Origin of the sequence: Acinetobacter sp. CIP 53.82 (assembly GCF_000369465.1) — a bacterium.
GTDB lineage: Bacteria > Pseudomonadota > Gammaproteobacteria > Pseudomonadales > Moraxellaceae > Acinetobacter > Acinetobacter indicus.
In genome coordinates, this window is the sequence record NZ_KB850046.1 from 1,533,562 (window position 1) to 1,546,664 (window position 13,103).

Consider the following 13,103-nt stretch of genomic DNA (forward strand, 5'->3'; position numbering starts at 1 on the left):
TTAGACTTCCGGTTCAGGGTGAATATGGGGACGGGAATCATGCTGGCACGGCTCAGCATGGTCGCCATGCGCACAATGATCATGATGATGCTGATAGAACACCCGGTTGGTGCCAAAAATGGCCTGATATTCCGGATGCTGCTGCACGCTTTCGGGCAAGCCGCTACAGCAAATGTGTTTATTTAAACATACCACCCGATGCGTGCCTTGCATGACCCATTGCAGATCATGTGAGACCATCAGCACGGCACAGCCATATTTTTCTGGCAGGCTACGCACATAGTCATACAGCTCGGCTTCCGACTGGATATCCAGCCCCTGCATTGGTTCATCCAGCACCAGCACATCCGGTTGGCGCAATAAGGCGCGGGCCAGTAACACGCGCTGCCGTTCACCACCTGACAATTGCTGCACTTTGGAATTTTCCAGCTTGGCAATACCGGTATCGCGGATAATTTCTGCTTTTAAAGCGCTGCTACATTTTTCTAAAGCCAGCAGATCCTTGACTCTTAACGGCAAGCTATGCGAAGGATTGAATTTCTGCGGTACATAGGAGAATTTCAGTTTTTTAGCGGCCAGTACTTTGCCAGCCGTGGGTTTGACAATACCGAGCATGACTTTAATCAGCGTCGATTTGCCGGCACCATTCGGACCAATGAGCGTGACAATTTCTTTCTCATGTAAAGAGAAATCGACCTGTTTTAAAATATCACGCTCATCAATCCGGACTTGAATCTGTTCAAGACGAATCAGCGGCGCAGGACTTAGCGTTTGCTGGCGCAGTGCTGACATAAACCAGAAATCTCGATAATACTGTGATGGGCGGTGAAGTGATCCGAAGCCGACAGCTCTGCCAGTTGCTGCAGTAAACCCTGTGCAGAAGCTTCTTTGACCACTTTACATTCGGTGCAAATTAAAAACGCCGCCTGATGGCCTTCACGCGGATGGCAGCAGGGAATATAGGCATTAATAGAAGTTAAACGGTGAATCAGCCCTTTTTCTAATAAAAAGTCGAGGGTGCGGTACACGGTTGGTGGTGCCGCCGGACGATCTGACTCACTTTTAATTTTGGCCAGCAGGTCGTATGCCCCCATCGGGCCCGAGGCATTTAAAATCAGTTCCAGCACTTCACGACGAAGTGGGGTCAGGCGAGCACCTGTGGCGGCACAGAGACTTTCGGCTTCAGCAAGACGCTGCTCAATATTTTGATGGTCGTGCACGCCATGTAATGCATCATGATGTTCATGAGAACATAAGCTCATAGCTACCCCAAGGAAATGTAGGAGGAAAATCGGACATTAAATTTTAACATGAAGTATAGTCAGATTCGATTATACATAGGTATTTTTGTTATTTTGTTATAATATAACATCTATCCTGTTTTATGATTTTGCGCTCATGTCCCGTTTTTTCGCCTTCTGTGCTCTGGCTTTGTTCAGTACCTTGAGTTGGTCTCAAAGTCTTGTTATTTCGACACAGCCGATTTATCTGATTGCCAAGGAAATTACACAAGGCATAGAAACCCCGACCTTATTATTGGCCGACCAGACCGGACATGATGTCAGTTTGACTCCTGCACATCGCAAGACCATTCAGGATGCAGGTCTGGTGATCTGGCTGGGCAAAGCGCATGAAGCGCCTCTAGAAAAACTGTTCAGCAATCAGAGCAAAGCTATTTCATTGCTAGATTCTGGCATTTTGCAAACGCTACCACAGCGTAGCCCTCGTGGTGCAGCATTAAAAGATACAGTTGACTCGCATGTCTGGCTTGATCCGAACAATGCCATCCGTATCGGCTTTTTTATTGCGGCCTTGCGTTCCCAGCAGGTGCCTGAGCAGCGTGAACAGTACTGGGCCAATGCCCATGCCTTTGCCCAAGAGCTGCTCCTGACCGCAGACAAGTTTAAAAGCAAAGCCTCGGCCAAAGCCTACTGGTCTTATCATGATGCCTATCAATATCTGGAACGTCCGCTGAACCTGAAGTTTGCCGGCGCACTGACCCATGATCCGCATGTCGCTCCGACGGTGGCGCAAATTAAATATATGAATGATCATCGTCCAAACACGAAAATGTGTTTACTGGCCGAAGGTCATGCCAGCAAGAGCCAGTATCAGCGCCTGAATCCGATTGTGTTTCAAATGGTCGACGAAAGTATGAGTGGGGCAGGGGACTTTGTGCAGGCCTGGCAGAAATTGGCTACCCAAACGCAAAAATGTGTAATAAATGCGCAAAAATAGCGCGTTTTGGCGGCAAATTTGAATTATGACAATACGGTTACAGTTGTGCAAAAAAATACGACTAAGATCGGGAAAAGATTGCATGTTCAGGGGTGTAACTCTATAATGCCTGCGATAAAAAACGATCATCAGTTAAACTTGTCAAGCATTTATGCTGTGAGTGGAAAGTAAATGAGCCGAACTAGTCGCTTGATTGACCGACGATTAGCGAAAGCTTTGGTCTTCTTGCAAGCATTCATGATACCTGTTGCTGCATTGATTGCCTGGATATTCAAAGATGCTACAGCCGCCTTGAGTGCCGCACTTGGTGCATTGGTATGTTGGGTTGCAAGTTGTTATTTTTCCTGGCAGTCGTTCCGCGCAGCAGGCGCGAGAGCATCTAAACAAGTTCTGTCGAACATGTATAGGGGCATGCTCGGTAAGTTTGCGATTGTGATCGTAGGATTCATTTTAATTTTAAGCAATGTCGAGCCGTTGTCTCCGGTTGCATTGTTTTGTGGTTTTATTCTCGTTCAGGCCATGTCGTGGGTCGCTCCGTTTTGGGTGTCACGTCTACAAAAACGAGTATAGGCGCAGCAAAAATTGAAAAGTTTTTAGGAGATGAGCGAGATATCAAGCAGCACGCGATATTCGTTCCCTCTTTTGTTTTTGACATTGACCAGGTGTGATTTATGGCTGCTGAAGAACATGCCCTTACTTCGACCGAGTATATCAAGCATCACTTGACCAACATGACGTACGGCAAAATGCCAGACGGTTCATGGAAGTTGGCTGAGTCTGCTGAAGAAGCTCAACAGATGGGGTTCACTGCTATTCACTTGGATTCAATGGGTTGGTCTATCGGACTTGGTCTGATCTTCTGTTTATTGTTCTGGATTGTCGCGAAAGCTGCAAATTCAGGCGTGCCTGGTAAATTCCAGTCAGTAATTGAAGTGATTATCGAGTTTGTAGATTCAAGTGTACGTGATACCTTCCATGGGAAGTCTCGATTAATTGCACCCTTAGCATTAACCATTTTCGTGTGGATTTTCCTCATGAACTTGATGGATTTAATCCCTGTTGACTTTATTCCTTATGTAGCTCAACAGGCGATTGCATCTATGCTGGGTGTGGACCCTCATCAGGTTTACTTTAAAATTGTTCCGACTACAGATCCAAACATTACCTTAGGTATGTCTATTTCTGTATTCTTCTTAATTATTTTCTATAGTATTCGTGAGAAAGGTGTTGGCGGCTTCGTTGGTGAGTTGGCACTTAACCCATTTAACCCAAGTAATCCAGTTGCTAAAGTGCTTTTAATTCCATTCAACTTATTGTTGGAATTGACTACTTTCTTGGCGCGACCAGTTTCATTGGCTCTACGACTGTTCGGTAACATGTATGCGGGTGAGTTAATCTTCATTCTTATCGCGTTATTACCGTTCTGGATCCAGTGGGCATTGTCTGTGCCTTGGGCGATTTTCCACATTTTGATTATTACGCTACAAGCATTCATTTTCATGATGTTGACAATCGTGTACATGAGCATGGCAAGCGAAAAGCATTAATGGTATTGCCTGACTGTCACCGGATGGTTGGGCACAATTTTTTAATTTAATTTGGTATAAAACCTAACCTCTGAGGAATTTTTCATGGAACTCACTTTAGGTCTAGTTGCAATTGCATCTGCTATCTTGATCGCTTTCGGTGCTTTAGGTACTGCGATTGGTTTTGGTCTTTTGGGCGGTCGCTTCCTTGAAGCTGTTGCACGTCAGCCAGAATTGGCTCCACAACTTCAAACTCGTATGTTCTTAATCGCGGGTCTTCTTGATGCTGTGCCTATGATCGGTGTTGGTATTGGCTTGTTCTTCATCTTCGCTAATCCATTTGTAGGTTAATCAGCTTAATTCCCAAAAATCCACTATTTGAGGAATAGCAATGAATATCAACCTCACATTGATTGGCCAAGCGATTGCATTTGCGATTTTCGTCGCATTCTGCATGAAGTTTGTATGGCCACCACTAATCAATGCGATTAGTGAGCGTCAGCGTCGCATCGCTGATGGCTTAAATGCTGCTGAAAAAGCAAAAGCTGACCTTGCTGATGCGCAAGCACAAGTTAAGGCAGAGCTAGACGCAGCGAAAGCACAAGCGGCTCAATTGATCGAACAAGCGAACCGTCGTGCAGCACAATTGGTCGAAGAAGCGCGTACTCAAGCATCTGCTGAAGGTGAGCGTATCCGTCAACAGGCGAAAGAAGCTGTTGATACTGAAATCAATGCTGCTCGCGAAGAATTACGTCAACAAGTCGCTGCTTTGGCAGTTGCCGGTGCTGAGAAAATTCTTAGCCAGCAAGTTGACGCAGAAGCTCACAATGCCATGCTGAACCAGCTGGCTGCTAAACTTTAAGCGAGGCGAAATATGGCTGAACTCTTGACGTTGGCACGCCCATATGCGAAAGCAGCATATGCTTATGCCTCTGAGCAAAGTGCAACTGACAGTTGGTCACAAGCACTAGCATTGCTCAGTGCTGCGGTACAAGACGAAGCATTTTCAGCTTACTTAAATCGCCCTGAGCTTACTCCTGCAGAGCAGGTGAGTGTTTTTGCAAAAGTTTTAGGTGAAGACCAGACTGCAGCATTGTCAAATTTTTTGACTTTGCTTGCTGAAAATGATCGTTTGTCTTTAATGCCTGAAATTCAAGCAGAATATGAACAGCTCAAATCACAGAATAACAACAATGTGGACGTCGTAATTGAATCGGCTTTCCCATTGTCTGCTGACCAAGAACAAGTGTTGAAAGCGGCGCTGGAAAAGCGTTTCAACAGCACGGTTTCTATTGTAGTAGAAGTCAACCCGGCGTTAATCGCGGGTGTTGTTATTCGTGCAGGCGACCAAGTGATAGATGATTCTGCGCTTAACAAGCTTGAAAAAATGCGGACTCGTCTTCTTGCGTAATTGCATATAAGAAGACTGAACTTTAAAAAGATTGAGGTATAGCGCAATGCAACAACTGAATCCATCCGAGATCAGTGCGCTCATTAAACAGCGTATCGGCGATCTGGACACCAGCGCGACCGCTAAAAACGAAGGTACCATTGTTATGGTATCCGACGGTATTGTGCGCATTCACGGTCTTGCTGATGCAATGTACGGTGAAATGATCGAATTCGACGGCGGCTTATACGGTATGGCACTGAACCTAGAACAGGATTCAGTGGGCGTCGTTGTTTTAGGTAACTACTTAGGCCTTCAAGAAGGTCAAAAAGCTCGTTGTACAGGTCGTGTATTAGAAGTTCCGGTTGGTCCAGAACTTTTAGGCCGTGTCGTAGATGCTTTGGGTAACCCAATTGATGGTAAAGGCCCAATTGATGCGAAATTAACTGATGCTGTAGAAAAAGTAGCACCAGGCGTAATTTGGCGTCAATCAGTGGATCAACCTGTACAAACTGGTTATAAATCAGTAGATACAATGATCCCAGTTGGCCGTGGTCAGCGTGAGTTGATCATTGGTGACCGTCAGACTGGTAAAACAGCTATGGCGATCGATGCGATCATCGCTCAGAAAAACTCTGGCATTAAGTGTGTATACGTAGCAATTGGTCAAAAACAATCGACTATCGCGAACGTAGTACGCAAGCTGGAAGAAACTGGCGCTATGGCGTATACCACTGTTGTAGCAGCAGCTGCAGCTGATCCAGCAGCAATGCTGTATCTGGCGCCTTATGCTGGCTGTACAATGGGCGAATACTTCCGTGATCGTGGTGAAGACGCGTTAATTATTTATGATGATTTGTCTAAGCAAGCTGTTGCTTACCGTCAAATTTCATTGCTTCTTCGTCGTCCACCAGGTCGTGAAGCTTACCCAGGTGACGTATTCTATCTACATTCACGTCTACTTGAACGTGCTTCTCGCGTATCTGCTGACTATGTTGAGAAATTCACTAACGGTGAAGTTAAAGGCCAAACTGGTTCATTAACTGCATTGCCGATTATTGAAACTCAAGCAGGTGACGTATCTGCATTCGTACCGACTAACGTAATTTCGATTACTGATGGTCAGATCTTCCTTGAAACATCATTATTCAACGCGGGTATTCGTCCTGCGGTGAACGCCGGTATTTCTGTATCGCGTGTTGGTGGTTCGGCTCAAACGAAGATCATCAAAAAATTGTCTGGTGGTATCCGTACCGCTTTGGCGCAATACCGTGAATTGGCAGCGTTTGCTCAGTTCGCTTCTGACCTTGACGAAGCAACTCGTAAGCAACTTGAACATGGTCAACGCGTAACTGAGTTAATGAAGCAGAAACAATATGCGCCTTACTCAATTGCTGACCAGGCTGTTTCAGTTTATGCATCTAACGAAGGCTACATGGCTGACGTTGAAGTGAAGAAAATCGTAGACTTTGATGCTGCGTTAATTTCTTACTTCCGTTCAGAGCACGCTGCGTTAATGCAACAAATCGATGAAACTGGTGATTACAACAAAGACATCGAAGCTGCAATCAAAGCAGGTATTGAAAGCTTTAAAGCGACTCAAACTTACTAATTTAGCACTTTGCTAATTAGTATTGGTTTGGTTCACGGATCAACCTTCGAGGGCTCGAAAGGGCCTTCGAATACTAGGTTAAGCGTATGGCAAACTTAAAAGAAATTCGCGCCAAAGTAGCTAGTATCAAGAGCACGCAGAAGATTACTCGAGCGATGCAAATGGTAGCTGCTTCTAAGATGCGTCGTGCGCAAGAGCGCATGGCTCAAGGCCGTCCGTATGCCGAAAATATGCACCGTGTAATTGCTCATTTGGTACAAGCGAATCCTGAATATAAACACCGTTATATGGTTGAACGTCCTGTGAAGCGCGTTGGCTATATCATTGTTTCTTCAGATCGTGGTTTGGCAGGCGGTTTGAACATTAACCTGTTCAAAAAAGTGGTCAAACACGTACAACAGCAACAAGAGCAGTCAATTGAAGTTCAATTTGCTTTAATTGGTCAAAAAGCGGTTTCGTTTTTTAAAAACTACGGCGGTAAAGTACTAGGTGCAACTACAAACGTAGGTGATACACCAAGTCTTGAACAGTTATCTGGTTCTGTACAGGTGATGTTAGACGCTTATGATAAAGGCGAGTTAGATCGTATTTATCTGGTGTCCAACGGCTTTGTCAATGCCATGACTCAAAATCAAAAAATCGAACAGCTTGTTCCTTTAGCAGCTGCTGAAGAAGACAAGACCCTGAACCGTCAATACGGTTGGGACTATATCTATGAACCAGAAGCAGAAGAACTGCTGAATGGTTTATTGGTTCGTTATATTGAGTCTGTGGTGTATCAAGGTGTGATTGAAAACATCGCTTGTGAGCAATCTGCACGTATGGTCGCAATGAAAGCTGCGACAGATAACGCAGGTGAGCTTATCAAGAACCTACAACTTATTTATAACAAGCTGCGTCAAGCCGCGATTACTCAGGAAATTTCTGAGATCGTTGGTGGTGCCGCTGCCGTTTAACATTATTTTGAATTGAGGAGACAGCAATGAGTAGCGGTCGTATCATTCAGATCATCGGCGCGGTTATCGACGTCGAGTTTGAACGCAACAGCGTTCCTAAGATCTATGACGCTCTTCACGTTGATGGCACTGAAACTACTTTAGAAGTTCAGCAACAACTTGGTGACGGCGTTGTACGTACAATTGCGATGGGATCTACTGAAGGTCTTAAACGTGGTTTGAACGTAACTAACACTAACGCGCCGATCTCTGTACCAGTAGGTACAGCGACACTTGGTCGTATCATGGACGTTCTTGGTCGCCCTATCGACGAAGCTGGTCCAGTTGCAACTGAAGAGCGTTTACCAATTCACCGTCAAGCGCCTTCTTATGCAGAACAAGCAGCTTCTACTGACCTTCTAGAAACTGGTATTAAAGTCATTGACTTACTTTGCCCGTTCGCGAAAGGTGGTAAAGTTGGTCTGTTCGGTGGTGCCGGTGTTGGTAAAACTGTAAACATGATGGAGTTGATCAACAACATCGCTAAAGCGCACTCAGGTTTATCTGTATTCGCTGGTGTTGGTGAGCGTACTCGTGAAGGTAACGACTTCTATCACGAGATGAAAGACTCTAACGTTCTAGACAAAGTAGCAATGGTCTACGGTCAGATGAACGAGCCACCTGGTAACCGTTTACGCGTAGCGTTGACTGGTCTGACGATGGCTGAGTACTTCCGTGATCAAAAAGACGAAAACGGTAAAGGCCGTGACGTATTATTGTTCGTTGACAACATCTACCGTTATACACTAGCAGGTACTGAAGTATCAGCACTTCTAGGCCGTATGCCATCTGCAGTAGGTTATCAGCCTACACTTGCAGAAGAGATGGGTGTTCTTCAAGAACGTATTACATCGACTAAGTCTGGTTCGATTACGTCTATCCAAGCGGTATACGTACCTGCCGATGACTTAACAGATCCATCGCCTGCTACAACGTTCGCTCACTTGGATGCAACTGTTGTATTGAGCCGTGACATCGCTTCTCAAGGTATTTACCCTGCGATCGATCCACTTGACTCAACTTCACGTCAGTTAGATCCACTGGTAGTTGGTACTGAGCATTACGAAATTGCTCGTGCAGTTCAAAACGTTCTACAACGCTATAAAGAACTGAAAGACATTATCGCAATTCTTGGTATGGACGAATTGTCAGAAGAAGACAAACTTACTGTATACCGTGCACGTAAGATCCAACGTTTCTTCTCTCAACCGTTCCACGTAGCTGAAGTATTTACTGGCGCGCCTGGTAAACTTGTACCGCTTAAAGAAACGATTCGTGGCTTTAAAGGTCTTCTAGCTGGTGAATACGATCACATCCCAGAACAAGCGTTCTATATGGTTGGTGGTATTGACGAAGTGATTGCTAAAGCCGAGAAACTTTAATTAGCTACCTAATTTAGGAGGTTCTCATGGCGACTATGCAATGTGACGTTGTAAGTGTTCAGGAGTCTTTGTACTCTGGCACTGTAACTATGCTAATTGCAAAAGGTGCTGGCGGTGAGTTGGGTATTATGCCTGGCCACGCTCCGCTGGTAACTTTGCTCCAACCTGGCGCGATCCGCGTTATTTTGGAAAATGGTACAGAAGAATTAATCTATGTATCTGGTGGTGTTCTAGAAGTTCAACCGCACGTTGTTACGGTTCTTGCAGATACTGCAGTCCGTGCAGAAAACTTGGATGAAGCGGCAATTATTGAAGCGCGTAAACACGCTGAACAATTGCTGGCGAATCAAAAGAGCGATTTGGACGCTGCTGCTGCTTTGGCTGCTTTGGCAGAAACTGCTGCACAGTTGGAAACGATCCGCAAAATCAAAAACCGCGCAATGTAATTGCTGGTTTAAGATTGAAGAAACCACCCGAAAGGGTGGTTTTTTTATGAATACTATTTAATGGAATATATTAGTAAATAACTTATATATTTGTTATATCTCATGCTCTTAAAAAATAAATAAGGGGAATTTGGGGTGTCAAATAAAATTATTTTACCGCTATTATTATCATTAGGTTTTGTTGGTTGTGCTTCGGTTCCGAAAGCAGATCCACAAGCAGTGCAGCAACAAAAAAAGATTCAAGCGCCACAAGCAGGTCAAGCAGGAATCTATGTGTACCGCTCGAATAGCGTTGTAGGTGCAGGACTCAAGAAAGATATTTGGGTTAATGGTGAGTGCTTGGGTGAAACTGCACGTGGTGTTTATTTTTATACAGAGGTAGAAGGTGGTAAAACACATATTGTGTCTACAGAATCAGAGTTTTCTCCTAATCACCTGAACGTAACTACACAAAGTGGGAAAAACTATTATGTTCAACAATACATTAAACCAGGTGTATTTGTTGGTGGTGCAAACGTAAAATTGGTTGATGAGACTGAAGGTCAGCAGGCGATTGAAAAATACAGTTTGGCAGTAGGCGGCAAATGTTCTAAGCCTTCTATTCAACTTCCTAAATAATAATTTCCACATCTGTGTTTGCGGTTGCTGCAAGGTGTAAATCGCAAACACTTGCTTTTGATCTAAAGACTTTCATTCATCTTTACTTAACCCAGCTCTATATCCATTTTTCCAAACCCTGATAATTTCATTGTTTAATTTTTCATAAAAATAGCCTGAAACATGCCAAGCTGTTCTCATAAAAATAGAATTTAGAGCTGTTCAGGATATTCCTTATGCTCACCACCCTGATAAGTCGCAAAACGCGGCTGTTTACGTTCAAACACCGGTGCTGGACTCGGCCATGGCCATTCACCGAAATGGGTGTCGCGGTAACGTTTAAAGGCAGCGTTCAGTTCATCTTCACTATTTAGTACAAAAGGTCCGCGCATGGCTACCGGTGCACCAATTGGTTCACCTTCAAGCCATAGAATCCGGGATTCGAGTAGTCCGCCTTTTAAATGAATCTCGACATCCGGTTTTAGTTCGGCCAGATGTTTCACGTCCATCTGCTGACCTTCAAGCTCTAAACTCTTACCCTGATAGAAATAACAGAAGCGGGTCGAACTGGCGCTGGTGGCTGGAATAGTGACTTCAGCTTCGGGCGCTAAGGTAATCAGGTAAATATTCACCTTGTTTTCAGCCGGCGCTGCCCATGAATGGGGTGGGCGTGGCAGGGCATCGGTTTCTTTAAACTGGCCGGAAATTACCCGGATATCAGCTTTCTGGCCTGCCGCATTGGCTTCAATTACATGCGGAATCTGCTCGCGCCATAACATTTTATAATCAGCTGGCTGTTGCTTCTGCTCAGGCGATGAATTAAACCAGATCTGGAACAGTTCCATTGGGTTGGCTTGGTCTTCATGCACGAGTGGAAACATCTCGCAGTGTTCGACGCCATTGCCGGTGGTCAGCCATTGCACATCTCCAGCGGCATAGCGACCGGCATTGCCGAGTGAATCAAAATGATCGACCACACCTTGTTCCACTAAGGTAATGGTTTCAAAACCGGTATGTGGGTGCTCAGGGAAACCGGGCACCACATTGCCATAATACATATTGTATTCTTTATTTTGTGGTGGCGTTTGCGGACCCAGTTGGGCATTGCCAGCCGGAAAATGATCCAGATGATGGGCACAGAAGATAAATGGATCTTTCAGATCTAAACGGAATGTCACCGGTACAACAGAATAAATCAGTGGATGCTGCATGGCAGACCTCTTATTTTTAAATGAACTCATTATTTTTTTTAAATTTTAACCATCAGAATCAGACCAGAAACTGTCTGAATCAGACAAGCTCACCACCCAGATGGGCAGTGAGCCCGAGGATCAGGATTCAGTTGCTGCCTGATTTTCAGTATCAGTGTTTGCGCTTTCAGTATTTTCAGCATTCTCTGACTGTAACAGGATGCTGGCCAGTTTCACCATCTCAGATTGTACTGTGCCCATCTGCTGCTGAATTTTGGCAAAGTCGACTTTGCTGAGGTCAATCTGACCATTTAAAAATGGCGAAGCCAGAACCTGTTCATTGGCTTGCAGAATGTTCTGGCGAATATTGTCAATTTCCTGACTTTTTAAATTCAAACTGTTTAAGGCGCTATTAAAGCCCTGTAATTGCTGTTGCAATTTGCTGGCTGCGCTTTGTAGCTGTTGATGATCCTGACTGTTGACGGCCTGTTGCAGCTCGGTCTGGGTCTGGCGTAACTGCTCGACATACTCACCGGCTTTCAGCTGCATATCGGCCACATCGCGCACAATATAAAACATATTGCCGCTTTTTAAATCGGCTTGTGGCGCTGGGCTTTGCTGCTGGGAGGTGATTTCGGTATCCGGATCGGCTTCCGAAACCGGAGCGCTGGGCTGGTCACAACCGACCAGCAGTAGACCTGAGCTCAACAGACCCAAGGGCAGGAGAAAATGGGAAAAGGCGCGTTTCATGGCAAGATCAATCACAATTTTTATCTTGCAGTTTAATATAGGGGCTTTAATTAAATAAAAAACAGATTGTTGCAAAGCAATAACAATTTTCCAGGGCAAACAGGCGGTGTGATTAGCGTGGCTTATGGATGTCTAGATCTATAAAAAAAGAGGGCCGCGACCCTCTTTGTTACTGTAAACAATTAACGCGCCAGTTCGGCATTAATCGCATCGACAATACGTGGGTCATCGGCCTGAATATCTGGGGCAAAACGTGCCACCACTTCGCCTTCTTTATTGATCAGGAATTTCTCGAAGTTCCATAGCACTTCAGGTGGTTCATTTGGGGTCAGACCATAATCCACCAGATCTTTCCACCACGGGCCTTCACCGATTCGCTCAGGAATGGCTTGAGTCAGGCGGGCATATAGCGGATGTTTATCTTCACCCACTACCGAAATTTTGGCAAATAACGGGAAATCTACCTGATAATTCAGCGAACAGAACTGCTGGATTTCTTCATTGCTGCCGGGTTCCTGCGCCAGAAAGTCATTGGCCGGGAAGCCCAGAATTTCCAGACCTTGTTCTTTTTTCTGCTGATAAAGCTTTTGCAGACCTTCATATTGCGGCGTCAGACCGCATTTAGAAGCCACGTTTACAATCAGCAGCACCTTGCCTTGATACTGGTTCAGTGTGGTTTCTTCACCCTGAATGGTCACGACCGGAATGTCATATACAGATGCCATGTGTTTATCCTAAAGTGATTTATTGTCGTTCTCTGTTGTAACGGGCTTTGCCCAATCCCGCAAGACCTATTGCTGCGGCTTTTGGCAGATTTTTGTATAGCGCTGTGTCAATGCGGCATATTTTAAGCAGGTGCGGAATCCCAGCAAAGTGGAGTGATGGAGCAATTTGAACGCAGCACAAGATTTCACCATCGCGAACTGCCCCAAAGCAGTTAAATTGGACTAGAATGAGGGCACAAGGAAAGTTTAAAA

Annotated in this window: 16 protein-coding genes; 11 read left to right on the plus strand and 5 right to left on the minus strand. The window is 45.1% G+C overall.

What is annotated here, in order from left to right:
- Complete coding sequence (gene znuC / locus F905_RS12755; RefSeq protein ID WP_005181390.1) at positions 1–792, minus strand: zinc ABC transporter ATP-binding protein ZnuC; 792 nt, start codon at positions 790–792, stop codon at positions 1–3.
- The gene (locus F905_RS12760; protein WP_005181393.1) at positions 765–1,262 is read right to left on the minus strand and encodes a transcriptional repressor; all 498 of its coding nucleotides are present in this window, start codon (positions 1,260–1,262) and stop codon (positions 765–767) included. The genes znuC and F905_RS12760 overlap by 28 nt, the downstream gene beginning before the upstream one ends.
- A 136-nt stretch (positions 1,263–1,398) precedes the next feature.
- Here F905_RS12760 and F905_RS12765 point away from each other — a divergent pair, with 136 nt between their 5' ends.
- The 11 genes from F905_RS12765 to F905_RS12815 all read left to right on the plus strand — a co-directional run bounded on the left by F905_RS12765 (position 1,399) and on the right by F905_RS12815 (position 10,207).
- Positions 1,399–2,238, plus strand: a complete 840-nt coding sequence (locus tag F905_RS12765) for a metal ABC transporter solute-binding protein, Zn/Mn family (RefSeq protein ID WP_005181397.1) — start codon at positions 1,399–1,401, stop codon at positions 2,236–2,238.
- 171 nt (positions 2,239–2,409) lie between these two features.
- Positions 2,410–2,808 carry an ATP synthase subunit I gene (locus F905_RS12770; protein ID WP_005181400.1) on the plus strand — a complete coding sequence of 133 codons (399 nt, stop codon included), beginning with the start codon at positions 2,410–2,412 and terminating at the stop codon, positions 2,806–2,808.
- 101 nt (positions 2,809–2,909) lie between these two features.
- Positions 2,910–3,785: a F0F1 ATP synthase subunit A gene (gene atpB / locus F905_RS12775; RefSeq protein WP_004970145.1), complete on the plus strand. Its 876-nt coding sequence runs from the start codon at positions 2,910–2,912 to the stop codon at positions 3,783–3,785.
- Positions 3,786–3,869: 84 nt separating this feature from the next.
- Positions 3,870–4,115, plus strand: a complete 246-nt coding sequence (gene atpE / locus F905_RS12780; protein ID WP_000424060.1) for a F0F1 ATP synthase subunit C — start codon at positions 3,870–3,872, stop codon at positions 4,113–4,115.
- A 40-nt stretch (positions 4,116–4,155) separates the two neighbouring features.
- On the plus strand, positions 4,156–4,626 hold the full coding sequence (locus tag F905_RS12785; protein WP_005181403.1) for a F0F1 ATP synthase subunit B: 471 nt from the start codon (positions 4,156–4,158) through the stop codon (positions 4,624–4,626).
- Between the two features lie 12 nt (positions 4,627–4,638).
- On the plus strand, positions 4,639–5,175 hold the full coding sequence (locus tag F905_RS12790; protein ID WP_005181408.1) for a F0F1 ATP synthase subunit delta: 537 nt from the start codon (positions 4,639–4,641) through the stop codon (positions 5,173–5,175).
- A gap of 46 nt (positions 5,176–5,221) precedes the next feature.
- Positions 5,222–6,766, plus strand: a complete 1,545-nt coding sequence (gene atpA / locus F905_RS12795) for a F0F1 ATP synthase subunit alpha (RefSeq protein ID WP_005181412.1) — start codon at positions 5,222–5,224, stop codon at positions 6,764–6,766.
- An 86-nt stretch (positions 6,767–6,852) separates the two neighbouring features.
- A complete protein-coding gene (gene atpG / locus F905_RS12800; RefSeq protein WP_005181426.1) occupies positions 6,853–7,722 on the plus strand; it encodes a F0F1 ATP synthase subunit gamma in 870 nt (289 codons plus the stop codon).
- Positions 7,723–7,748: 26 nt separating this feature from the next.
- Entirely contained in the window at positions 7,749–9,143 is a 1,395-nt protein-coding gene (gene atpD / locus F905_RS12805; RefSeq protein ID WP_005181429.1) for a F0F1 ATP synthase subunit beta, read from the plus strand.
- A 26-nt stretch (positions 9,144–9,169) separates the two neighbouring features.
- Positions 9,170–9,589: a F0F1 ATP synthase subunit epsilon gene (locus tag F905_RS12810; RefSeq protein WP_005181432.1), complete on the plus strand. Its 420-nt coding sequence runs from the start codon at positions 9,170–9,172 to the stop codon at positions 9,587–9,589.
- A gap of 135 nt (positions 9,590–9,724) precedes the next feature.
- A complete protein-coding gene (locus F905_RS12815; RefSeq protein WP_005181435.1) occupies positions 9,725–10,207 on the plus strand; it encodes a DUF2846 domain-containing protein in 483 nt (160 codons plus the stop codon).
- Between the two features lie 191 nt (positions 10,208–10,398).
- Here the strand turns inward: F905_RS12815 and F905_RS12820 are convergent, their stop codons facing one another.
- The 3 genes from F905_RS12820 to F905_RS12830 all read right to left on the minus strand — a co-directional run bounded on the left by F905_RS12820 (position 10,399) and on the right by F905_RS12830 (position 12,851).
- Positions 10,399–11,397: a pirin family protein gene (locus tag F905_RS12820; protein WP_005181442.1), complete on the minus strand. Its 999-nt coding sequence runs from the start codon at positions 11,395–11,397 to the stop codon at positions 10,399–10,401.
- A gap of 120 nt (positions 11,398–11,517) precedes the next feature.
- Entirely contained in the window at positions 11,518–12,126 is a 609-nt protein-coding gene (locus F905_RS12825) for a hypothetical protein (RefSeq protein WP_005181443.1), read from the minus strand.
- Positions 12,127–12,308: 182 nt separating this feature from the next.
- The gene (locus tag F905_RS12830) at positions 12,309–12,851 is read right to left on the minus strand and encodes a glutathione peroxidase (RefSeq protein ID WP_005181445.1); all 543 of its coding nucleotides are present in this window, start codon (positions 12,849–12,851) and stop codon (positions 12,309–12,311) included.
- Positions 12,852–13,103 lie beyond the last annotated feature (252 nt).

What these genes read in the sequence shown, in the direction of transcription:
- znuC (WP_005181390.1), bottom strand. Translation starts at nt 792, where the DNA reads ATGTCAGCACTGCGCCAGCAAACGCTAAGTCCTGCGCCGCTGATTCGT.
- F905_RS12760 (WP_005181393.1), bottom strand. Translation starts at nt 1,262, where the DNA reads ATGAGCTTATGTTCTCATGAACATCATGATGCATTACATGGCGTGCAC.
- F905_RS12765 (WP_005181397.1), top strand. Translation starts at nt 1,399, where the DNA reads ATGTCCCGTTTTTTCGCCTTCTGTGCTCTGGCTTTGTTCAGTACCTTG.
- F905_RS12770 (WP_005181400.1), top strand. Translation starts at nt 2,410, where the DNA reads ATGAGCCGAACTAGTCGCTTGATTGACCGACGATTAGCGAAAGCTTTG.
- atpB (WP_004970145.1), top strand. Translation starts at nt 2,910, where the DNA reads ATGGCTGCTGAAGAACATGCCCTTACTTCGACCGAGTATATCAAGCAT.
- atpE (WP_000424060.1), top strand. Translation starts at nt 3,870, where the DNA reads ATGGAACTCACTTTAGGTCTAGTTGCAATTGCATCTGCTATCTTGATC.
- F905_RS12785 (WP_005181403.1), top strand. Translation starts at nt 4,156, where the DNA reads ATGAATATCAACCTCACATTGATTGGCCAAGCGATTGCATTTGCGATT.
- F905_RS12790 (WP_005181408.1), top strand. Translation starts at nt 4,639, where the DNA reads ATGGCTGAACTCTTGACGTTGGCACGCCCATATGCGAAAGCAGCATAT.
- atpA (WP_005181412.1), top strand. Translation starts at nt 5,222, where the DNA reads ATGCAACAACTGAATCCATCCGAGATCAGTGCGCTCATTAAACAGCGT.
- atpG (WP_005181426.1), top strand. Translation starts at nt 6,853, where the DNA reads ATGGCAAACTTAAAAGAAATTCGCGCCAAAGTAGCTAGTATCAAGAGC.
- atpD (WP_005181429.1), top strand. Translation starts at nt 7,749, where the DNA reads ATGAGTAGCGGTCGTATCATTCAGATCATCGGCGCGGTTATCGACGTC.
- F905_RS12810 (WP_005181432.1), top strand. Translation starts at nt 9,170, where the DNA reads ATGGCGACTATGCAATGTGACGTTGTAAGTGTTCAGGAGTCTTTGTAC.
- F905_RS12820 (WP_005181442.1), bottom strand. Translation starts at nt 11,397, where the DNA reads ATGCAGCATCCACTGATTTATTCTGTTGTACCGGTGACATTCCGTTTA.
- F905_RS12825 (WP_005181443.1), bottom strand. Translation starts at nt 12,126, where the DNA reads ATGAAACGCGCCTTTTCCCATTTTCTCCTGCCCTTGGGTCTGTTGAGC.
- F905_RS12830 (WP_005181445.1), bottom strand. Translation starts at nt 12,851, where the DNA reads ATGGCATCTGTATATGACATTCCGGTCGTGACCATTCAGGGTGAAGAA.